The sequence below is a fragment of the Mesorhizobium sp. ISC25 genome, assembly GCF_042295465.1.
In the GTDB taxonomy this organism is placed as follows: Bacteria; Pseudomonadota; Alphaproteobacteria; order Rhizobiales; family Rhizobiaceae; genus Mesorhizobium.
This window is the reverse complement of sequence record NZ_CP135441.1, coordinates 1,484,137-1,504,469: the sequence shown is the minus strand read 5'-3', so window position 1 is coordinate 1,504,469 and position 20,333 is coordinate 1,484,137. Positions and strand designations below refer to the sequence as shown.

19 protein-coding genes are annotated in these 20,333 nt (G+C 61.6%); 9 read left to right on the top strand and 10 right to left on the bottom strand.

Annotated features, from left to right (window positions below; all coding sequences use genetic code 11):
- Window positions 1-118 precede the first annotated feature (118 nt).
- Window positions 119-625 carry a DUF1993 family protein gene (locus RQ479_RS07555; protein ID WP_376704617.1) on the top strand — a complete coding sequence of 169 codons (507 nt, stop codon included), beginning with the start codon at window positions 119-121 and terminating at the stop codon, window positions 623-625.
- A gap of 50 nt (window positions 626-675) precedes the next feature.
- Here RQ479_RS07555 and RQ479_RS07550 read toward each other — a convergent pair whose 3' ends face one another.
- Entirely contained in the window at window positions 676-840 is a 165-nt protein-coding gene (locus RQ479_RS07550) for a hypothetical protein (RefSeq protein WP_023674744.1), read from the bottom strand.
- Between the two features lie 383 nt (window positions 841-1,223).
- Between RQ479_RS07550 and RQ479_RS07545 the strand changes: the two genes are divergently transcribed.
- Both RQ479_RS07545 and RQ479_RS07540 read left to right on the top strand, forming a co-directional pair.
- The gene (locus RQ479_RS07545; RefSeq protein ID WP_376704616.1) at window positions 1,224-2,291 is read left to right on the top strand and encodes an aldo/keto reductase; all 1,068 of its coding nucleotides are present in this window, start codon (window positions 1,224-1,226) and stop codon (window positions 2,289-2,291) included.
- 48 nt (window positions 2,292-2,339) lie between these two features.
- Window positions 2,340-3,605 (top strand): cysteine desulfurase-like protein, encoded by a 1,266-nt coding sequence (locus tag RQ479_RS07540; RefSeq protein WP_352467282.1) that lies wholly within the window; start codon window positions 2,340-2,342, stop codon window positions 3,603-3,605.
- A gap of 18 nt (window positions 3,606-3,623) precedes the next feature.
- Here RQ479_RS07540 and RQ479_RS07535 read toward each other — a convergent pair whose 3' ends face one another.
- The 5 genes from RQ479_RS07535 to RQ479_RS07515 form a co-directional block, all read right to left on the bottom strand.
- On the bottom strand, window positions 3,624-4,655 hold the full coding sequence (locus RQ479_RS07535; protein ID WP_376704615.1) for a histone deacetylase family protein: 1,032 nt from the start codon (window positions 4,653-4,655) through the stop codon (window positions 3,624-3,626).
- Window positions 4,652-5,161: a GNAT family N-acetyltransferase gene (locus tag RQ479_RS07530; protein WP_376704614.1), complete on the bottom strand. Its 510-nt coding sequence runs from the start codon at window positions 5,159-5,161 to the stop codon at window positions 4,652-4,654. Before RQ479_RS07530 ends, RQ479_RS07535 begins: the two co-directional genes overlap by 4 nt.
- A 209-nt stretch (window positions 5,162-5,370) precedes the next feature.
- Complete coding sequence (locus RQ479_RS07525) at window positions 5,371-6,300, bottom strand: 3-keto-5-aminohexanoate cleavage protein (protein ID WP_376704613.1); 930 nt, start codon at window positions 6,298-6,300, stop codon at window positions 5,371-5,373.
- Window positions 6,301-6,310: 10 nt separating this feature from the next.
- Window positions 6,311-7,678: an aspartate aminotransferase family protein gene (locus RQ479_RS07520; protein ID WP_376704612.1), complete on the bottom strand. Its 1,368-nt coding sequence runs from the start codon at window positions 7,676-7,678 to the stop codon at window positions 6,311-6,313.
- Between the two features lies 1 nt (window position 7,679).
- Window positions 7,680-9,320: a N,N-dimethylformamidase beta subunit family domain-containing protein gene (locus tag RQ479_RS07515; protein WP_376704611.1), complete on the bottom strand. Its 1,641-nt coding sequence runs from the start codon at window positions 9,318-9,320 to the stop codon at window positions 7,680-7,682.
- 155 nt (window positions 9,321-9,475) lie between these two features.
- On the opposite strand from RQ479_RS07515, the gene RQ479_RS07510 reads away from it, so the two are divergent.
- The 5 genes from RQ479_RS07510 (at window position 9,476) to RQ479_RS07490 (ending at window position 12,240) form a co-directional block, all read left to right on the top strand.
- Complete coding sequence (locus RQ479_RS07510) at window positions 9,476-9,724, top strand: ParB N-terminal domain-containing protein (protein ID WP_006206067.1); 249 nt, start codon at window positions 9,476-9,478, stop codon at window positions 9,722-9,724.
- Window positions 9,725-9,847: 123 nt separating this feature from the next.
- Complete coding sequence (locus RQ479_RS07505; RefSeq protein ID WP_376704610.1) at window positions 9,848-10,333, top strand: SRPBCC family protein; 486 nt, start codon at window positions 9,848-9,850, stop codon at window positions 10,331-10,333.
- A gap of 24 nt (window positions 10,334-10,357) precedes the next feature.
- Window positions 10,358-11,314: an alpha/beta fold hydrolase gene (locus RQ479_RS07500; RefSeq protein ID WP_376704609.1), complete on the top strand. Its 957-nt coding sequence runs from the start codon at window positions 10,358-10,360 to the stop codon at window positions 11,312-11,314.
- A 196-nt stretch (window positions 11,315-11,510) separates the two neighbouring features.
- Window positions 11,511-11,909: a GFA family protein gene (locus tag RQ479_RS07495; protein WP_376704608.1), complete on the top strand. Its 399-nt coding sequence runs from the start codon at window positions 11,511-11,513 to the stop codon at window positions 11,907-11,909.
- Window positions 11,910-12,027: 118 nt separating this feature from the next.
- Entirely contained in the window at window positions 12,028-12,240 is a 213-nt protein-coding gene (locus RQ479_RS07490) for a hypothetical protein (RefSeq protein WP_023717422.1), read from the top strand.
- A gap of 13 nt (window positions 12,241-12,253) precedes the next feature.
- Here RQ479_RS07490 and RQ479_RS07485 read toward each other — a convergent pair whose 3' ends face one another.
- On the bottom strand, window positions 12,254-13,168 hold the full coding sequence (locus RQ479_RS07485) for a hypothetical protein (protein WP_376704607.1): 915 nt from the start codon (window positions 13,166-13,168) through the stop codon (window positions 12,254-12,256).
- A gap of 252 nt (window positions 13,169-13,420) precedes the next feature.
- Here RQ479_RS07485 and RQ479_RS07480 point away from each other — a divergent pair, with 252 nt between their 5' ends.
- On the top strand, window positions 13,421-14,440 hold the full coding sequence (locus RQ479_RS07480) for a GH25 family lysozyme (protein ID WP_376704606.1): 1,020 nt from the start codon (window positions 13,421-13,423) through the stop codon (window positions 14,438-14,440).
- Window positions 14,441-14,549: 109 nt separating this feature from the next.
- Here the strand turns inward: RQ479_RS07480 and RQ479_RS07475 are convergent, their stop codons facing one another.
- The 3 genes from RQ479_RS07475 to RQ479_RS07465 form a co-directional block, all read right to left on the bottom strand.
- Window positions 14,550-15,317, bottom strand: a complete 768-nt coding sequence (locus RQ479_RS07475; RefSeq protein WP_376704605.1) for a hypothetical protein — start codon at window positions 15,315-15,317, stop codon at window positions 14,550-14,552.
- A 215-nt stretch (window positions 15,318-15,532) separates the two neighbouring features.
- Entirely contained in the window at window positions 15,533-16,102 is a 570-nt protein-coding gene (locus tag RQ479_RS07470) for a hypothetical protein (RefSeq protein ID WP_376704604.1), read from the bottom strand.
- Window positions 16,103-16,160: 58 nt separating this feature from the next.
- Entirely contained in the window at window positions 16,161-19,925 is a 3,765-nt protein-coding gene (locus RQ479_RS07465; protein WP_376704603.1) for a vitamin B12-dependent ribonucleotide reductase, read from the bottom strand.
- Window positions 19,926-20,333 lie beyond the last annotated feature (408 nt).

Sequence of the window (20,333 nt, the reverse complement as noted above, 5' to 3'; positions counted from 1 at the left end):
ACCTCCACTCGATGAAAAATCCTATCATATCGATTGCGGCGGCGTGGTGACGCTTGAACAATCGCCTGCGAAAGCGCTACCTCTCGCCGTCGGCAGTCGGGCCGCGTGGAGATTTCTTGTGACCATATCAATGTATGAAGCATCCGTGCCGGTATTTTCGGCGAGGCTGAAGGCACTAGCCAATGTGCTGGACATTGCCGAGCAAAATGCGGCTGATCGCAAGATCGATCCGCAGGTGTATCTGACGGCGAGGCTGGCGCCGGACATGTTTGCGCTGACCAGGCAAGTACAGATTGCGACCGATCACGCCAAGGGCGCGCCGTCGCGGCTTGCCGGGCGTGAGGTGCCAAAATACGAGGACAATGAGGCGAGCTTCGCTGATCTGCAGGCGCGCCTTGCCAAGACATTGGCTCATCTCGCGACATTTTCGGCGGCCGAATTCGATGGTTCAGATGACAGGATGGTCGAACTGCGGCTTGCGGGACGCGAGGTTTCGATGCCGGGAATGCAGTATCTGCTGCACGCTGCCATGCCCAATTTCTATTTCCACCTGACCACCGCCTACGACATCCTGCGCCACAACGGCGTGCCATTGGGCAAGTCGACCTTCCTCGGATTGCGTTGAGATCCGCTCGTGAGATATCCCGCTGCGGCGGATATCTCACGGTGCGCTGTTTAGCGCAGGGACATTTCCCGGGCGATGCGCGGGAAATCGGCCGGCTTGACGCCGATATCGGCGCGATCGGCATTGCTCATCGAATGGAGCAGCGCCAGTGCCGCACGATAGCGCAGCTGTTCCCGCGGACGCGGACGGGCGAACATTTCAGTGAAGAATCCCATGATTCAAGCCCCTTATTGAACCTCCACGGCCGTCAATATAGGCAGATCATGACAATTGTGCAGTGCAGCATTCGCATGGCAGCCATGCTGCCCTGATCTTTTTTGACATAATTCGGCTGTTCCGGCGAACTTCTGCGGTGCTTCAACCGTAGGCCTCAGTGCCGGCACTTGGCCGGTTTTTCCTCGCCTTTCCTGGCGAACTTCCGGACTGCATTTCACATGCAGTCCGGCTTTTTATTGGCCGCAGGGATGAACCCCGTCCGCCGGCGTCCTGGGAAAGTCGCCTGACCCACCGTCGGTGGGCTTGGAAGCGGGCGGCGCTTTCCTGTATGCTATTGCTTCCTCCTCGCGCAGCCGCGCAAAATTCCCGCCGGAGAAACTCCATGCACAAACGCCGTCTCGGCCAGACCGATCTTTTCGTGTCGAAGATCTGCCTCGGATCGATGACCTGGGGCCAGCAGAACACCGAGGCGGACGGTCACGCCCAGATGGATCTGGCGGTTGCTCGCGGCGTCAATTTCATCGACACCGCCGAACTCTATCCGATCCCGCCCAAGGCGGAGACGCAGGGCCGCACCGAGACAATCATCGGCAACTGGATGAAGGCGAAGCGCAACCGCAGCCAGGTGATCCTCGCTTCCAAAGTGGTCGGCCGCACCGCCAACACCTGGTTTCGCGGCGACCGCCCGTCGAAACTGGTTCGCGCCGACATCTTCGACGCTATTGATAAGTCACTTGCCAGGCTCAACACCGATTACATCGACCTCTATCAGATCCATTGGCCGGAACGCGACGTGCCGTGGGGCGCCAATCCGAACCGCATCGGCGCCGTACCGCGACGGTCCGATGCCGCCGGCGTGCCGGAGGGCGAGACGCCGATCGCTGAGACGCTTGCCGTATTCGATGAACTGGTGAAGGCCGGCAAGATCCGCCATTTCGGCCTGTCGAACGAGAATTCCTGGGGCGTCATGCGTTTTATTGCCGAAGCCGACAAGGGCCTCGGCCCGCGCGTCGCCTCGCTGCAGAACGCCTATAATTTCGTCAATCGCACCTTCGAGGTGAACCTTGCCGAAGTCTGCGAGCGCGAGCAGGTGTCGCTGCTTGCCTATTCGCCGCTGGCGCAAGGCTATTTGACCGGCAAATACGATCATGGCGCGCGGCCGCAGGGCTCGCGCTCGCAATTGTTCAACCGCGGCCAGCGCTACGAGACGCCGAATGCTGCCGAGGTGCAGCTCGAATACAACCGGTTGGCGCGCACCTTCGGCATGGAGCCGGCGCTGTTTGCCAATGCCTATGTCTCGAACCGGCCCCTAGTCACCTCGAACATCATCGGCGCCACCACCATTTCGCAACTCGAAATGGCGCTCTCTTCCGCCGACGTGGTCTGGACCGACGAGATGCAGAAAGCCGTCGACGCGATCCACCAGCGCGTCGGCAATCCGTGCCCTTGATGCGTCGGGACGTGGTTGTCCGATCGTCATAAGGAGAGGGGAACAGCCATGGATTTCCGGATCGACGCGGTGCGCGCGAAATTTCCGGCCTTGTCGTTGACCGACAAGGGCCGCAGGCGCATTTATCTCGACAATCCTGCCGGCACGCAGGTGGCGCAGGCGGTGGCGGACGCGGTGTCACGCTGCCTGCTGACCACCAATGCCAATCTCGGCGGCTTCTTCGAGACCACCATTGCGGCACAGGACATTGTCGACGAGGCCCATCTGGCGATGGCGGATTTTCTTGGCGCGGCAAGTCCGCGGGAAATCATTATCGGCGCCAACATGACGACGTTGACCTACCACATGTCGCGAACGCTTGGCCGTACGATGAAACCCGGCGACGAGATCATCCTCACCCGCATGGACCATGAGGGCAACATCTCGCCCTGGCTGCAACTGGCTGAAGACCTTGGCCTGGTCGTGCGCTGGCTGCCTTTCGACCAGCAGAGCTGGCAGGTCGAGGAGGCAGCACTCGCCGCGCTACTTTCCGAGAGGACGCGGCTCGTCGCGCTCAACTATGCCAGCAATCTCACCGGGTCGATCAACCGGGTGAAGGCGTTGACCCGTATCGCGAGGCAGGCTGGTGCGCTGGTCTACGTCGATGCCGTCCAGTTCGCGCCGCATGGCCTGATCGACGTCCAAAACCTTGGCTGCGATTTTCTGATCTGCTCGGCCTACAAGTTCTTCGGCCCGCATATGGGAATTTTGTGGGGCAGGCTGGACGTCGTCGATGTGCTGCAGCCGTATAAATGCCGCTGCTCGTCCAATGCCTTGCCGGAGCGCTTCGAGCTCGGCACGCCGCAAATTGAATTGATGGCCGGCCTGTCGGCGGCTGTCGATTATTTTGCCGAGTTGGGCGCAGCAGCCGGCGAGCAAGCGTCGCGCCGACGGAAAATCGCCAAAGCCTTCGAAGTTTCAATCGCTTACGAGAACCCGCTGGCGCAACAGCTGATCGACGGTCTGTCGGATATTGCCGGCCTGACCATCCACGGCATCACTGATCCGAAGCGGATCAATGAGCGTGTGCCGACGGTGTCGTTCACTGTCGAAGGCATCGTGCCGGAGACGATCGTGCGGCAGATGAATGCGGAAAACATCTTCCTGTGGTCCGGCCACAACTACGCCTGGGAGATCGTGCACCAGCTCGGCATTCCGGCCGAGCAGGGCGTGGTGCGCATCGGCATCGCTCATTACAACACTTCAGCCGAGATCGACGAGACGCTGGAGAGCGTGCACCGCGTTGTCGCCATGCTGAGGCAGGAACGATCCTGAGCGGGCCTCGCGGGCGGATCATCGCTTGTGGGCGCCGCCAAAACCGGTGAGGAAAGCGGTGAGATTGTCGCCGAGCTCGTCGCAGAGATAGCCGCCTTCCTGGACGATGACCGTCGGCAGGCCGAGCCCGGCGATCGCCTCGCCAATGCGCGAAAAACCAGGCGTGCTCACCGACAGCCCGCCGAACGGATCGCCTTCGAAGGCGTCTAGCCCCAGCGCCACCACAAGCGCATCGGGCGAGAAGGCGTTGATGCGCTGGAACGCTGCCGTCAGCGCTTCGAGGAAAGCCGCATCGCCGGATTTGCGCGGTAGCGGCAGGTTGAGATTGTAGCCGAGGCCGGCGCCTTCGCCGCGCTCGTCGGCATAGCCCCAGAAAAACGGATAGAACCGCACCGGGTCGGCATGCAGCGACACGGTGAGCACGTCCGGCCGGGCATAGAAGATGCCTTGCGTGCCGTTGCCGTGGTGCAGGTCGACATCGAGGATCGCCACCCGCGCCGCCTGCTTGCGCAGAACCTGTGCGGCGACCCCCGAATTGTTGATGAAGCAGAAGCCGCCGGCGACATCGGCAAAGGCGTGATGGCCGGGCGGCCGGCACAGCGCATAGGCGGCCGGCGCTCCCGACATCACCGCCTCGGCGGTTTCAACCGCGCTCCAGGCGCTCCAAAGCGCGCTCTGCCACGTCTCCCCGGAGATCGGGCAGGCGGTGTCGGCCATGTGGTAGCCGGCTTGGCCGACCGCCGAGGCCGGATAGGAGCCGTTCCGCGCGATCGGGTGGATGTTGGGGATGACCTCGGCCGAGGCGCCCTCGATGCGCTGCCAGCGCGCGAAGATATGGTGAAGGAAATCGAGATATTCCGGCGTATGCACCGCGGCAATCGCGCCGAGCCCGTGATCCCGCGGCCGTTCGATCGTGCAGCCGGCAGCCTTTGCGCCGGCTAACAATCGCTCGACCCGTTCCGGCTTTTCCGGATTGGGCTGCGGCGCGCCGCTGGAGAGAAACGCCTTCGGGTCGTGGCGCTTCTGTTCTTCGGCATAGAAGACTTTCATGTTGGCTCCTCCGGTGCATCGGCAAAGGCGAAAAAAGCCTCGCCAACGATCTTTTGCACCTGCTCGTAGCTCGACCAGGCAATGCCCAACCGTTCGTAAAAAGCCTTGGCGGTCTCGTTGTCGGTGTCGACGGACAGCCTGAGATAGACGCCGCCTGCCTTCCGGCACTGCGCCGCGACCCGGCGTAGCAGGCGCTCGCCGATCCTGCGGCCGCGAAACCGGTCCTCGACATAGAGGTCCTGCACATAGACGCCGGGCCGTCCCATCCAGCTCGAGAAGATCGGAAAATAGAGGCACAGCCCGGCAATTTCGCCACCGACTTCGGCGATCAAGGTCGAAAAGGCAGGCTTTTCGCCAAAGCCATAGGTGCGGAGATCCTGAGCTGTCGAGGTGATCTCCTGATGTGCGCCGACATGCGCGCCGAGCCGTAGGAGTGCGGCGTGGATGGTTTCGACGTCTTCCACCCGGCCGGGGCGGATAAGTACATTTGTTGATGACGTACTCACGGCAGGCAGGGCGCCCAGGCACCCCCCTCTGGCCTGCCGGCCATCTCCCCCTCAAGGGGGGAGATTGGACTCCATTGCGGCTTTCGCCAATTGCCGACATTGCAGGATGGGCGACGAGATCGAAGCTGCCAATCTCCCCCCTTGAGGGGGAGATGGCCGGCAGGCCAGAGGGGGGTGTGACGGATCACAGTCATCTCAGGATACAACCATCAGAACGCCACGCGGTCGCCGCCCTTGAGCGCCAGCATCTGCCGTGCCTCGGCCGGCGTTGCGACGTCCAGCGACAGCCCGTCGAGCACGCTGCGGATGCGGCGCACTTGGTCGGCATTGGACTTGGCGAGCTGGCGGCCGTCGTAGAGGCTGTCCTCCAGCCCGACGCGGACGTTGCCGCCCATCGCCGCCGCAATCGAGATCATCGGCATCTGGTGGCGTCCGGCGGCCAGCACCGAAAATTGGTAGCTGTCGCCGAACAGTTTGTCGGCGATGCGCTTCATGTGGACCAGGTTTTCGGGGTCGGCGCCGATACCACCCAATATGCCGAGCACGAATTGGATGAACAATGGTCCCGACACCAGCCCGCGGTCGCGAAAATGCGCAAGCGAGTAGAGGTGGCCGACATCGTAGCACTCAAATTCAAAGCGGGTGCCGCAACCACGCCCAAGCTTCTCCAGCACCGTCTCCATGTCGGCAAAGGTGTTCTTGAAGATCGTGTCGCGCGTGGCCTCGAGCAGTTTCGGCTCCCATTCGTGCCGCCATTCTCGCGGCCGGTCGAGCATCGGGAACAGCGCAAAATTCATCGAACCCATATTGAGCGAGCACATTTCCGGCTCGGCCCTGAGGGGCGCGGCCAGCCGCTGGTCGAGCGTCATCAGCGAGGAGCCGCCGGTGGTGATGTTGATCACCGCGTCGGTCGCCTGCTTGATGCGCGGCAGGAACTGCATGAACACCTCGGGGTCGGCGGTAGGCCGCCCATCCTTGGGGTCGCGGGCATGAAGATGCAGGATCGAAGCGCCGGCCTCGGCGGCAGCGATCGCGTCTGCGGCGATCTGGTCCGGCGTCACCGGCAGATGCGGTGACATCGATGGTGTGTGCACCGACCCGGTGACGGCGCAGGTGATAATGACTTTTCGCGGCGCCATGGTTCGCCCCTCAGCCTTCGACCGGCAGGTCGAGTTCACCGGCCAGCACTTCGAGCGAGTCGCCGATGATGGATACGATCTCGCCGATCTGCGCGGCGGTGACGATCATCGGCGGCGCGACCATGAAATTGTCGCCGTCGACACCGCCCTTGACCTTGCGTCCGTAGATGATCAGGCCGCGCTCATAGGCGAGGTCGAGCAGACGCTGGGTGGCCTTCTTTGCCGGCTCGATCGGCCTCAGCGTGTCCGGGTCGGCGACCATTTCGGCACCGGTGAGCAGGCCCTTGCCGCGGATGTCGGCTATGAACGGAAACCGCTTCGCCAATCCCTTCAGCTCGTCCATCAAAAGCTCGCCCATGACAGCCGCGTTGGCGATCAGGCCGAGGTGGTCCATTTCGCCGAGCACGGCGAGCCCGGCGGCGCAGGCGAGCGGGTTGCCGGCATAGGTATGGCCATGCTGGAAGCCGCCGGAAGCGAGCAACGGCTGCACCAGCCGCATCGGTGCAGCAAGTGCGCCGAGCGGCGCGTAGCCCGAGCCCAGCCCCTTCGATAGCGCAACGATGTCGGGCTTGCAGTTCCAGTGGTCGCCGCCGAGGAATTTTCCGGTGCGACCCGCACCGCTCATCACTTCGTCATGGATGAGCAGGATGCCGTAGCGATCGCAGATCTCGCGGATGCGCGGATAATAGCTGTCCGGCGCCACAAGTGCTGCCGTGGCAGCGCCGCCGACCGGCTCCATGATGAAGGCGAGCACGCTTTCCGGCCCCTCGGCGAGGATCTTTTCTTCCAGCATATCGGCGTAGCGGATGCCGCGCTGTTCCATCGATAGATTGTCGCGGTCGCGCCAGGCGATGGGCGCCGGCACGGTCGGCATGACCTGCATCATCGGCGTAAAATTTTCGGCCAGCGCATCGTCGCCGGTGACGGCAAGCGCACCCAGTGTGCCGCCGTGATAGGAGGGAAAGCGCGTGATCACCTTCCAGCGGCTGGGCTGGCCGGTGGCGACCGCCCATTGCCGCGCCAGCTTGATACAGGATTCCGTAGCTTCCGAGCCGCCGGAGACAAAGAAGATGCGGTCCAGGCTCTCGGGGAGTTTGGCCGCCAGTTGCCGCGCGAGCTCCTCGGCCGGTTCGTTCTCGAAATGCAGGCGGTAGGCGAAGGTGGCGCGGTCCATCTGCCGTTTCATCGCGTCGAGCACGTTGCGGTTGGAATGGCCGATATTGGCGACCATCGGCCCGCTCGATCCGTCGATGAAGCGGCGGCCGTCCTGCGTCCACATGTAGATGCCTTCGGCGCGGTCGATCAGCGGCCGGCGCAGGCTGGACAGATAAAACAGATGCGAGGCTTCGCGGGCTTCCGGGGCAGGGGACTTCAGCATGTCATGACTTTCCGAGATAGCGGTCGAGGACATTTCTGGTAACACGCTCGACCATCGCATCCTGCCTTAGCAGGCCGGCAACCCATTCGCAGCTTCCAGCGTGAAACACCTCGCCCTTGCCGCGCGGGAAATTGACGATCATGCCGTTGCCGCGTTTGACCTTGTCGAGATTGGCGTCGCTTGCCTCGCCGAACAGCGTTTCGGCGGTGAAGCGCCCGTCCTCGTCGCCGAGAAACTGGTCCTCGAACGCAATGTCGGCGCTTTCCTCGACCTGGGCAGCCATGCCGACCGCGAGCACCTGCAGGCCGTCCGGTGCGCCGCTGTCGGACGTGGGGTAGGGCAGGCCGCCGCGGATCTCGAAGTCGAGCCCGTCGACCTCGTAGCCATAGACATGGCTGTCGGCGCCGAGCAGGTCGCCATAGTAGATGCCGGTACCGGCAAAGGCCCAATGCTCCGGCCGGTAGACCGGAAAGCCGCGCACGCCGCGCGGTGCGCAGCCGCCCCAGCCGGCATAGACGCCTCTTGTCGCGTTGAGGCCGAAGGTCGCCGCACCCGGCCGGCCGATTTCCGGCGCTTCCCAGGAATTGGTGGCGCGCCTTATATCGCCGCCGCGATAGGCCGGGTCCTCGGCGCGAGCGCGGTATTTGTAGCAGACCTGCCGGCGGCCTTCGTCCTCCAGCCTGGTCTGCCACATGAAATTGCCGGCAAAGCGCGCCGCATGGCCGCCGCGCTCGACATAAGCATCGACCGCATCGCGCATCTCCCAGGTCCAGTATTCGTCGTGGCCCACGAAGACGACGCAGTCATAGCCGTCGAGGATGTCGGGCGAAAAATGCAGATCGTGCTGGCTGGCGAGATCGACGGCGTAGCCGGCACGCTCGGCGAAGCGGAAGAAGTGGCTGTCGTAGCTTGCCCAGCCGGACGAGGCGTATTTCTTCGAATGGCCGGTGGCAAAGGCCCATTCCATGTGCGGATAGCGCGGCACGGTTTTCGGCTGCACGGCGACTTCGAGCGGCACGCGCGGCGCGTCCCTGGGCAGCACGACGAAGCCGCGGCACCACGGCCGCTGCGTCGACACCATTCGTGCATACTGGTCGCGGCCTGGCCCGGTGATGCCCTCGTAGTGGTTGGAACCGCCCCATGTATTGTAGGCGAGCCAGGTGCCGGTGGCCGCCACCTGCAGCACACGGCCAGGCTTCTTGCCGGGCTGCGGCGCGACGATAAAAAGATGGTGGCAGCGGATCGGCTTGCCGTCCCGGCCATCTGCTTCAAGCGTGACGCGATAGGCGCCGGACGGCCAGTCGTTGCCGATGCGAAACTCGAACGACGCTTGCCAGCCGCAGCCTTCGACCGAACATTGATCCGGCGTATCCTGCCAGCGCGCCACGATACCGGCCTCCTCGAACATTGTCGCTTCCGCGCCGCCGTCGCGGATGATCGCGATGCCGAAACTGGCGGCTGTCGAACTGACATGCAGCGCCACCATGTCGCCACGACGGTAGGAAAAACGGTCGCTGTAGCACCAGATTTCGCCACGCCCGCCATCCATCCCGGGCCATTCCCAGTAATGGCTGCGCACCGCCTGGCGTCGCTGCTCCGGCGTCAGTCCGAAATCGGGAAACTCGGTCGGCAGATGGTTCATGGACACCGCTAAGGTCGAAGGCCGCCATTTCGGCCATCGGCCGGCCAAACGTCAATTGGAAACGATCGGGCCAGCCATTGCCGGGCTGTTCCCTTGGCCTTGCCGGCCAAACAGACTATCTCACAAAGGGCGGCCTGTCCGCCACGGGAGCCGATATGCTGAGAGTGCAAAAGGTCAAGGTCGACGACATCTACGTGCCGACCGCGCGCAAGAAGACGCTGCATCCCGAAACCGTCCGCCATCTAGCCGAGGACATTCTGGAAAACGGCATGAAGATGCCGATCCAGGTGCGCCATGACGGCAAGCGCCACATCCTGGTCGAAGGGTTGCATCGGCTGGAAGCGGCCAAGTGGCTCGGCGAGACCGAGATCGACGCCTATCTGGTGCAAGCCAAGCGCCATTGAAGCCACTCAGTTCCCTCGTTCGCATCTCCGGTCCCGCGGATTTTTTCTCGCGGACCGTGTCGGCTTGCGTCTTGTTGGTTCGTCCTAGACACGAAAGCCAAAACCGACATGTGAGGAAACACCATGACCACCAAGCTCGACATCGCCCCCAACTCCGACCGCGAGCTGGTTCTCGCCCGCATCATCGATGCGCCGCGCGAGAACGTCTATCGCTGCTGGACCGAGCCGAAGCTGTTGACGCAATGGTTCGCGCCGAAGCCGTGGACGACGCCGCGCGCGGAGATGGACGTTCGCGCCGGCGGCACCAGCTTGGTCGTCATGGCCGGTCCGGACGGCAACGAGTTTGCGAACCCCGGCGTCTTCCTCGAAGTCGTGCCGGGCAGGAAGCTCGTCTTCACCGATGCCTATACCAAGGCGTGGGAGCCTTCCGCCAAACCGTTCATGACCGGGATTGTGACACTCGAGGACGAGGGCACGGGCAAGACCCGCTACATCGCCCGGGTTGCGCATTGGTCGGTCGCCGACCGCGAACAGCACGAGAAAATGGGTTTTCACGAGGGCTGGGGCCAGTGCGCCGAACAGCTCGAGGAGGTCGCAAAGCGACTTTGATGCAAACGGGAGAGGGAGACTGATATGTCCAGATCGATATTTTTTGCCATTTTCGCCTCGGCCGCCGCGCTCTTTGCGGCGCCGGGCACCATCAACGCAGAGGAGGCCAAGCCCGCCATGACGACCGCAACCGCAACACTGCCGACGCCGGAAAAATCCGGCCTGCTGCCGATCAACGGCCTGAACTATTATTATGCCGTCTATGGCAAGGGCGAGCCGCTGCTTCTGCTGCATGGCGGCCTTGGCACGACCGACATGTTCGCGCCGATCCTGCCAAAACTTGCCGAAAACCGCACCGTCATCGGCGTCGACCTGCAGGGCCATGGCCGCACCGCGCTCGGCGATCGGCCGCTCAGCCTGGAGGCGATGGGCGACGACATGGCGGCGATCGTCAAGGCGCTCGACTACGACAAGGTCGATGTCATGGGTTATTCGCTGGGTGGCGGCGTCGCCTTCCGCATGGCCGTCCAGCATCCCGAAACGGTGCGCCGCCTGGTGCTGGTCTCGACCGGCTACGCCGCGGACGGCTTCTATGCCGAGATGCGTGGCCAGCAGGCACAAGTCGGCGCGGCGATGGCCGACATGATGAAGGACACGCCGATGTACAAATCCTACGTCGCGGTCGCGCCGCATCCGGAGGATTTTCCGAAACTCCTTGACCAGCTCGGCGCCTACATGCGCAAGGACTACGACTATTCGGCCGACGTGCCGAAGCTGAAAATGCCGGTGATGCTGGTGTTCGGCGACAGCGACATGTACCGGCCCGAGCACGAGATCAAATTCTATCAGATGCTTGGCGGCGGATTGAAGGACGCCGGCTGGATGCGCGAGAACCTGTCGCAGAACCGTCTGGCGATCGTGCCGAACCGCACCCATTACGACGTGTTCTTCGCGCCGGAACTGACAGCTGCCGCGCTGCCGTTCCTCAATGCCGAGACCAAGGTCAAGACTTGGGATGAGGTCGTCAACGAAACGAACTGACGCTCGGACAACTGTCTCCCGGCCATCTCCCGCGAGATGGCCGGTTTTCGCCCATGAGGCCTTGGGCCCGGCGCGTCGGGCATGGTGTATCGGCCGGATCACAGGAACCGATGGCGCCCTATCAAAGCTTTTCAATTGACGCTGCCATGCCCGTCGCTACGGTTCGCCGATCTTCTCCAAATGACGGATCGGAGCAATGGCAAGATATCAGGGCGGGTGTTTGTGCGGTGCGGTGCGCTACCGTGCCGAGGCGGCACCGATCAATGAGCGCGTCTGCCATTGCCGGCTCTGCCAGAAGGCGCTGGGTGCCGCCTTCAACGCGCGCGTGCTGTTCCGCATTGACGATGTGACGGTCGACGGGCCGTTGGCGACGGTGAATTCCTCGCCCGATCTCAAGCGTGGCTTTTGCCCGCGTTGCGGCACGACGATGTTTTCCCGGCGCGATTCCGCCGGCATCATCGGTGTCACCACCGGCTCCCTCGATGATCCCTCGGTGTTCAGGCCTGAGATGCACATCTGGACCGCCTCGAAGCAGCCCTGGGTGCAGATCGACGACGGCCTGCCGCAATATGAAGGCGCGCCACCTCCGGCTTGAGGTGAAATATGGACAAAATTTAATCCGAAGCGACACGAGATAGCCGGCAAAGCGTCATTGGTGGGCCATCATTGCTGCCTATCTATTGCGTGCGGGCAGGCAGTCGAGGAGGCGACGGATGAACGACAGCATCAACACCCTGGACGAACTCTTGAGTGATCCGATGATCAAGCTGGTGATGGAGCGCGACCGCGTGCAACCGGCAGAACTTCGCACGCTGCTCGAGGAAAAGGTCCGCCGGGCGGACGATGATGTGGCGGTCAACGATCGTTTTGTACCGCCGGCCCACTTGATGGCCACGACCTGCCATAAGCTGTGGCTGTGCGGCTAGGATCTTGAAGCGGTCAGCCGGAATTTGCCGGCAAATAGCTGTAATGGCTGCGGAAATAAGCGAGCTTGAAGCCGAGGCGCGCATAGTTGCGATAGGCCGGTCCATCGCGTTCAGTTTGCGGCGCCTCGATGTCGGCCACGAACAGTTTTGCACCGGCCGCAAGTCCGTCGCGCACCATCGCTTCGCCGAGCACTGCATCGAGGTCGAAGCTCGGCGCCATGATGCCGGGAACCGGCGCGTCGATGCCGCTCCAGGCCATGCCGTCGGCACCGATGAACATCGAGCGCACCGCCGCAACCGCGCCGTCCCGCCGCAGCATGTAATGATGCCAGCCGTGCCGGCCGGCCAGCGCCAGCAGCCACGGTGAGGTCGGCAGCCGATATTGGCTGTCGATGAACCCAGCCCATTCCCTTGCCGTTGCCGGCGTCACCCGCTCGACCGAGACATCCTCCGTCGGGAACAGCGGCTCCGCTGCCAATGGCGTGGCGTCGCGAAAGATGCGTTCCCAGCCGCCCTGACGCTGCAGGCCGCGCGCCTCGAGCCAGCAGCTGAGTGTCGCCGGCTCGGTATGTGGATTGGTGTAGAACCAGGGCCGCAGAATACCGGCCTCGCGATAATGCGTCAGAAGCGCATCGAGCCGGCTCTCGGTGGCAGCGCTATCGACACCGAAATTCTTGACGCAGTTGAAATGGATGAACGGGATCGTCGTGCAGGTGGTCCAGACGAGATCGCCATCTTCGGCGATGGCCAAGCCTTGCCTTGCGGCAAAGTCTGCCGGGGCGGCGCGATAGAGATCGAGCCAGGCATCGACCTCGGCGCGTTCGATAACGCGGCTGAGATCGCCAGATATCTTGTCGATCCCGATGGCGGGCGAGTGCGGCTCCGGCGGGACTACGGGCTGCAATTCTGACAGGGCAGCTGGCTGCATGACTTCCTCCCAAGTATAGCCTTACACCGTAAGATTAGTAGAGACTAATCTCATCTAGTGAGTTGTCAAGCGGAGCCAGCGATGTGGCCGAACGTTGGGGAGATAGCGCACCTCTGTCCGGCCAACGTCCGGATGCAAAGCCCTAACAATTCGATTCAAACTTTGTTGGTAGTTTCTTGTTAGGAATCCAGCTTGGTTTGTCCGGCGGCGTTGTCCTGCCTTCGGTCTGTTGTGTTTTGCGTACAGGTCCAGATGCGGATATCAGGCGTCGTCATCTTTTCGATCGCAGCGCTGTGCCTTGCCGGCTGCACGTCGACCTCCGGTGTCGATGCGCTGCAAGTGCCGTCCAGCGAGACGACCAGCTCGGTCGTGCGGCCACCCGCGCCGGTGGCATCCGTGGCGAAAACTGATGCCGCGCCCGCTTTTGCCGAACAGGAGCAGGACGAACAGCCGGTCGCGATGGACGTACCCGATCAGGACGTCGAACCGCCGGCCGAGGTGATCGCGCTGATGTCGCCGCCGAAGCGGCTGACACGCGCAGCACCGGCGATGCTTGCGGAGCCGGTCACACGCTATGGTTTTCGCGACGCCAAGCCGATCAATTTCGGCAAGTCCTCCTCGCCCAGACGCCTCGCCGTCCACGGCGTCGACGTTTCGCGCTGGCAGGGCAATGTGAACTGGCAAAAGCTGCGCGCCCAGGGCGCCAATTTCGCCTACATCAAGGCGACCGACGGCGGCGATCATCTCGACCCGATGTTTACCAGGAACTGGCGCAATGCCGATGCCGCCGGCCTGAAGCGCGGCGCCTATCACTTCTTCTACTGGTGCCGCACCGCCGGCGAGCAGGCCGACTGGTTCATCCGCAACGTGCCGAGGGTCGAGGGCGCGCTGCCGCCGGTGATCGATGTCGAGTGGAACGGCGAGTCCAGCTGCAAGCGCCGCCCGTCGCGGCAAAAGGTGGTGGAGAAGATGCAGGTGTTCATGGACAAGCTCGAGCGCCACTACGGCCAGCGCCCGATCATCTACACCGCGCCCGACTTCTACCGCGACAACCTGCGCGGCGCATTCCCCGAGTATCCATTCTGGCTGCGCGCCGTGGCCGCGCACCCGTCAAAGGTCTATCCCGGCCGCAAATGGCTGTTCTGGCAATATTCCGGCTCCGGCCTGTCGCACGGGGTGAGAGGCCGCATCGACCTCAACGTGTTCCGTGGCGACGAGAAGGCCTGGCGCGACTGGACTGGCGGACGGCAGATGGTGGCCGAGGCGGAGTAGCGCCCCCCTGAGGAAGAAGGAAGGCGCTCGGGTTATGCCTCTACATATTCCTTGAGCACATCCGGCCGATAGCTGCGAACGTGACGCTAAGCATCATTGTTGAGGAGCGTCAAAGAGCGTCAGGGTCGAGGCTATTCCACCATGGAACATGTTTGCTAATGTCTCCAAATGGAAGGGCATCTTCGACCGCGCTACGTGACGGAAACTTTGACGAAAATATCGATGCCAGCAACCAGCCGCTATATTCATCAGTTGCGGAGGCACGGATGATCCCGATGAGAGTCTCGACGTCACTTCGCGACAGTACGAACTCCATATCGCTCAAACTAAATATAGGAACACGCTTGCGATGCTCCGGCGGAATTCCTCGCGGGTGTGCGTCAGCTTTCCTGTGTGCCATCGCATAAACATCAGCTTCGGTGCCGTAAGCCGACTCAACCCAATTGTCCAAAGTACACAGGCCAAGTATCGTGTCCGTTGATGCAGCGAACTCACTCGGGATCAAACCTTTTGAGCTGTCGGCAAGATATTTCCAAAGTTGGAAAACACCTTTGGACAAATCCTCATAGGCGCCTGCAGAATCTTTTGTTGGATTTTCGCCAAAACGGATGTTCGCGCTTTGCCGGCGCCCTTTGATTTCAACAGCAGCAACGACCCTTTTCTTCGAGCGCAAAAGAATGTCTGGTGTTCTCTCGGATGTGCGGCCATAAGTTACATCGCCGCCCACTTCGTATTGTTCGGCTCTTTTTTCAATTATTCCGCTTATATACGATTCAAGATTTGCGGAGAAATCATTACGCAGACTTGGATTGTCGACAAAATCGTAGAATAATCCTTCGGTTATTCGATAGAATAGAAGATCTGTAAAAGGAGTCATTACGAACCTGACTCCTTTTTGCTGAAACGTTATAAGTGGCGAAATGCGGAAGATGCTTGGCGCGTAAGCGATGTGATCGTAGCCCTGTCGAAGTCTTCGGACTGAAAAATGGGCTTCTTCTATGGAGGTAGATAAGACTTCAATGGTCTTCAAAAAATTCGATTTGTCGACGCCAATGCTCTGCGCATCGATATCCGTCCGAATTGCCGATTGACTTAACATTGCGTATATAGCAAATGCAGCCTTCGTAAACGTGTCAAATTCAATATCGTATTTCTCCTTAAAGTAAAGTCGTGAGGTATCGGTTCTGTAAATTTAGTGATAACGTGCCATTCGTGATACAGTCGAAAATCGCCGTTGCCACTCAAATTGGCATTTTGCCAACCTGTTAATCTGTGTAAGAACGCTAACACGACGTAGAACGGGCCCGTCAGAAGCATTTTCGGCTTTGTAGAGAATGCACTGAAACTGCGCGCATCTAAAGTTCTTGTGAATCCGTCGCGTTTCTTTGGCTCCCAGGGGGCCGCAAGCAATTCGTTAGCCAGTGTCTCTAAGAACCATGGATGGAAATAAAACTTAGAGTGACGATCGGTCGTCCGGGCCTCGTCGGGCAAGTCTGCAAAGAACGGCAGAGCGCCGTCTTTAGAACTTTGTATTTTTTGAATCGAATATATCGCCAGCAGGAAGTCTAATTTTGGCGCAGAGGATAGGTACTTCTGAAACCTCTTTAAACTGCGGCGCTTGTCTACTGTCGACGACAGCCGGATGGTTCCCCTGCCAATCATACATTTCCTCCCAAATTGGGCAGGCTACTGAAAGTCGCCTGCCCAACGGCAAGGGATTTCAGCTACACCCGCTCGTCGCCCCACACGTATCGCACTTCTCGCAAGTCCCGTTCCGCACCATCGTGAAATTGTGGCACTCCGAGCATTCGTTGCCGGTGTAGCCCTGCATCAGCGATTGCTGGCGCCGGTTGGCGGCGAGCGCTTTGGCTTCGGCTGCTTCTTTCGCCGCCTCGTCGCTGAACAGCTCCGTCGGGTCGGAGGCTTCCGCGTAGACGATGTCCTCGACCAGTTCCCTGGCGCGCTCTTCGTAGTCGCGCTTGTAGGCGATGGCTTCGTCGCTTGCCGGCTTCAGCGTCAGCACGTTGGAGCCGGAGAAGGCGGTCGGTGCAGTACGGGCCGGAATTCCGGAGCCCGAACCGGCAAAACCCTTGGGCTCGGCACCCATGCCCGACACCAGCTTGACCGGCGAGGCGCCGCGGGTCAGGCCCTTGGAGAAGGGCGTTGCCTTGCCTTCGTTGATGCCGCGCCCGAGCGCGGTCTTGTCGAAGTCCGACTGGTCGACATGGGCGAGGTCGTGGCGGCCGAGATAGGAGACGGCAAGTTCGCGGAAGACATAGTCGAGGATCGACGTGGCGTTCTTGATGGCGTCATTGCCTTGCACCATGCCAGCCGGCTCGAACTTGGTGAAGGTGAAGGCCTCGACGAATTCCTCAAGCGGCACGCCATATTGCAGGCCGAGCGAGATGGCGATGGCGAAGTTGTTCATCATCGCCCGGAAGGCGGCACCTTCCTTGTGCATGTCGATGAAGATCTCGCCAAGGCGGCCGTCATCGAACTCGCCGGTCCTGAGATAGACCTTGTGGCCGCCGACGACCGCCTTCTGGGTATAGCCCTTGCGGCGGTTCGGCAGTTTCTCGCGGTCGCGGTAGAGACGCTCGACGACGCGCTCGACGATCTTCTCGGTCACCTGAACGGCGCGCTGCGCGGCCGGTGCCGCGATCAGCTGCTCGACGGCTTCGTCCTCGTCCTCTTCGCCGTCGGCGAGCAGCGAGGCGTTGAGCGGCTGCGAGAGTTTCGAGCCGTCGCGATAGAGCGCGTTGGCCTTCAGCGCCAGCTTCCACGACAGCATGTAGGCGCCCTTGGCGTCTTCCACCGTCGCGTCGTTCGGCATGTTGATGGTCTTGGAAATGGCACCGGAGATGAAGGGCTGCGCCGCCGCCATCATCATGATGTGGCTGTTGATCGACAGCGAACGCTTGCCGATCTTGCCGCACGGGCTGGCGCAGTCGAACACCGGCAGGTGTTCGGTCTTCAGGAACGGGGCGCCTTCCAGCGTCATCGCACCGCAGACATGGATGTTGGCGGCCTCGATGTCTTTCTTGGAAAAGCCCAGCGCCGGCAGCATCTCGAACGAGAAATCGTTGAGCTGCTCATCGGTGAAGCCAAAATTCTCCTTCACCCAGTCGGCGCCCAGCGTCCACTGGTTGAAGACGAACTTGATGTCGAAGGCCGACTTCAGCGCCGCATTGAGCGCGGCGATCTTGTCGTCGGTAAAGCCTTTTGTCTTGAGCGAGCCGGGATTGATGCCCGGCGCCTGGTTGAGATTGCCGTGGCCGACGGCATAGGCCTCGATCTCGGCGATCTGGCTCTCGGAATAGCCGAGCGTGCGCAGCGCTTCGGGCACCGCGCGGTTGATGATCTTGAAATAGCCGCCGCCGGCGAGCTTCTTGAATTTTACCAGCGCGAAGTCGGGCTCAATGCCGGTGGTGTCGCAATCCATCACCAGGCCGATCGTGCCGGTCGGCGCGATCACCGTTGCCTGCGCATTGCGGTAGCCATGCTCCTCGCCGAGCTCGATGGCACGGTCCCAGGCGGCCTTGGCATGCTCGGCAAGATCCTGCTGCTTGAGATCCGAGGCGACCAGCGGCACCGGGTTGACGGCGAGCTTCTCGTAGCCGTCCCTTTCGCCATAGGCAGCGCGGCGATGGTTGCGCATGACGCGCAGCATGTTCTGCGCATTGCGGTCGTAGTCGGGGAAGGCGCCGAGCTCGGCGGCCATTTCGGCCGAAGTGGCATAGGCGGTGCCGGTCATGATCGCGGTGAGGGCGGCGCAGATGGCGCGGCCCTCGTCGGAATCATAGGGAATACCCGAGGTCATCAGCAGGCCGCCAATATTGGCGTAGCCGAGGCCGAGCGTGCGGTACTCGTAGGAAAGCTTGGCGATCTCCTTCGACGGGAACTGCGCCATCATGACGGAGATTTCCAGCACCATGGTCCACAACCGCACCGTGTGCTCGTAGGCTGATATGTCGATGGTGCCGTCGGCATTGCGGTAGGGCAAAAGATTGATCGAGGCCAGGTTGCAGGCGGTGTCGTCGAGGAACATGTATTCCGAGCACGGGTTGGACGCCCGGATCGCACCGGCCGAGGCGCAGGTGTGCCAGTCGTTCATCGTCGTGTTGAAATGCAGTCCCGGATCGGCCGACGCCCAGGCGGCATAGCCGATCTTTTCCCAGAGATCGCGCGCCTTCAGCGTCTTCAGCACCTTGCCGTCCTTGCGGGCGGTGAGATGCCAGTCGCCGTCCTGTTCGACGGCGCGCAGGAAATCGTCCTTCAGCGAGACCGAATTGTTGGAGTTCTGGCCGGAGACGGTGAGATAGGCGTCGGAATCCCAATCGGTGTCGTAGGTCTTGAACGACATCGAGGTATAGCCCTGCTTGGCGAACTGGATGACGCGGTAGATGTAGTTCTCCGGCACCGCGTCCTTCTTGGCCGCCTTGATCTCGCGCTTCAGCGCGGTGTTGACCGCCGGATCGAAGCAATCGTCGCCATTGCCTTCGCAGTTGATACAGGCCTTCATGATCGCTTCGAGATGCTTCTTGACGATCTTCGAGCCGGTGACCAGCGAGGCGACCTTCTGCTCCTCGTTGACCTTCCAGTCGATGAATTCCTCGATATCGGGATGGTCGGCGTCGACGATGACCATTTTTGCGGCGCGACGCGTCGTGCCGCCCGACTTGATGGCGCCCGCAGCACGGTCGCCGATCTTGAGGAAGCTCATCAGCCCCGACGAGCGGCCGCCGCCCGACAGCTTTTCGCCTTCGCCGCGCAGGAATGAGAAATTGGAGCCGGTGCCAGAGCCGTATTTGAACAGGCGCGCTTCACGCACCCACAGGTCCATGATGCCGCCTTCGTTGACGAGGTCGTCCTGCACGCCCTGGATGAAGCAGGCATGCGGCTGCGGGTGCTCGTAGGAAGACTTCGACTTGGTCAGCTTGCCGGTGAACGGGTCGACATAGAAATGGCCCTGGCTGGGACCGTCGATGCCATAGGCCCAATGCAGGCCGGTGTTGAACCATTGCGGCGAATTCGGCGCGACGCGCTGGGTGGCTAGCATATAGGCGAGCTCGTCGCGGAAGGCGCGCGCGTCTTCCTCCGACTTGAAGTAGCCGCCCTTCCAGCCCCAATAGGTCCAGGTACCGGCAAGCCGGTCGAAGACCTGGCGGGCGTCGGTCTCGGAACCGTAGCGCTCGGCTTCCGGCAGCTTTGCCAGTTCAGCTTCGTCGGCGACGGAGCGCCACAGGAATGAGGGGACTTGCGTCTCTTCGACCTTCTTCAGCCGTGCCGGGACGCCCGCCTTGCGGAAATATTTCTGCGCCAGGATATCGGCGGCAACCTGGGAGAACTGCGCCGGCACGTCGATGTTGTCCAAGCGGAACACCACCGAGCCATCCGGATTCTTGATCTCCGAAAGCGCCTTGCGGAATTCGATCTCCGCATAAGCTGATTGCCCTGGCTTGGTGAAACGACGCTCGATGCGCATTGGTCCGGTCCCTTTTGTCTACATATAGCGCTTTTCCCAGAGGATTTCTGCCCTCTTGACGAAACGCGCATGGCCGCCATCTGCCGGCGTTCGAAAACCGCCGGCTCCCATCCTCACAGTCTCCGCCGCCCTGCCGGTCGAACCTCTTGCGAGGCCGCTGTCCAACGCGCTCACGGACCCTGTGGGTCCCTCAAAACTGAAAACTTTTTGTAACGCCCTCGGTCGAGGGAAATTCACTCTATCTAGCGTCGAACCTACCTGCAAACACTAAATATAGTGTTAACAGACAATTTATTCAAGTCCGACAATCCTCCCCTTTCGCCACCCAAGGCTTGAAAATCCCACGCCTCCGCCAGCCTCGTAAACAGGCGGGAATGCGGATCAAAACGCACATATTCCGGGAAAAAG

What these genes read in the sequence shown, in the direction of transcription:
- RQ479_RS07475 (WP_376704605.1), bottom strand. Translation starts at nt 15,317, where the DNA reads ATGACTCCTTTTACAGATCTTCTATTCTATCGAATAACCGAAGGATTA.
- RQ479_RS07520 (WP_376704612.1), bottom strand. Translation starts at nt 7,678, where the DNA reads ATGCTGAAGTCCCCTGCCCCGGAAGCCCGCGAAGCCTCGCATCTGTTT.
- RQ479_RS07495 (WP_376704608.1), top strand. Translation starts at nt 11,511, where the DNA reads ATGGCAAGATATCAGGGCGGGTGTTTGTGCGGTGCGGTGCGCTACCGT.
- RQ479_RS07505 (WP_376704610.1), top strand. Translation starts at nt 9,848, where the DNA reads ATGACCACCAAGCTCGACATCGCCCCCAACTCCGACCGCGAGCTGGTT.
- RQ479_RS07480 (WP_376704606.1), top strand. Translation starts at nt 13,421, where the DNA reads ATGCGGATATCAGGCGTCGTCATCTTTTCGATCGCAGCGCTGTGCCTT.
- RQ479_RS07550 (WP_023674744.1), bottom strand. Translation starts at nt 840, where the DNA reads ATGGGATTCTTCACTGAAATGTTCGCCCGTCCGCGTCCGCGGGAACAG.
- RQ479_RS07490 (WP_023717422.1), top strand. Translation starts at nt 12,028, where the DNA reads ATGAACGACAGCATCAACACCCTGGACGAACTCTTGAGTGATCCGATG.
- RQ479_RS07470 (WP_376704604.1), bottom strand. Translation starts at nt 16,102, where the DNA reads ATGATTGGCAGGGGAACCATCCGGCTGTCGTCGACAGTAGACAAGCGC.
- RQ479_RS07545 (WP_376704616.1), top strand. Translation starts at nt 1,224, where the DNA reads ATGCACAAACGCCGTCTCGGCCAGACCGATCTTTTCGTGTCGAAGATC.
- RQ479_RS07465 (WP_376704603.1), bottom strand. Translation starts at nt 19,925, where the DNA reads ATGCGCATCGAGCGTCGTTTCACCAAGCCAGGGCAATCAGCTTATGCG.
- RQ479_RS07515 (WP_376704611.1), bottom strand. Translation starts at nt 9,320, where the DNA reads ATGAACCATCTGCCGACCGAGTTTCCCGATTTCGGACTGACGCCGGAG.
- RQ479_RS07535 (WP_376704615.1), bottom strand. Translation starts at nt 4,655, where the DNA reads ATGAAAGTCTTCTATGCCGAAGAACAGAAGCGCCACGACCCGAAGGCG.
- RQ479_RS07500 (WP_376704609.1), top strand. Translation starts at nt 10,358, where the DNA reads ATGTCCAGATCGATATTTTTTGCCATTTTCGCCTCGGCCGCCGCGCTC.
- RQ479_RS07540 (WP_352467282.1), top strand. Translation starts at nt 2,340, where the DNA reads ATGGATTTCCGGATCGACGCGGTGCGCGCGAAATTTCCGGCCTTGTCG.
- RQ479_RS07525 (WP_376704613.1), bottom strand. Translation starts at nt 6,300, where the DNA reads ATGGCGCCGCGAAAAGTCATTATCACCTGCGCCGTCACCGGGTCGGTG.
- RQ479_RS07485 (WP_376704607.1), bottom strand. Translation starts at nt 13,168, where the DNA reads ATGCAGCCAGCTGCCCTGTCAGAATTGCAGCCCGTAGTCCCGCCGGAG.
- RQ479_RS07510 (WP_006206067.1), top strand. Translation starts at nt 9,476, where the DNA reads ATGCTGAGAGTGCAAAAGGTCAAGGTCGACGACATCTACGTGCCGACC.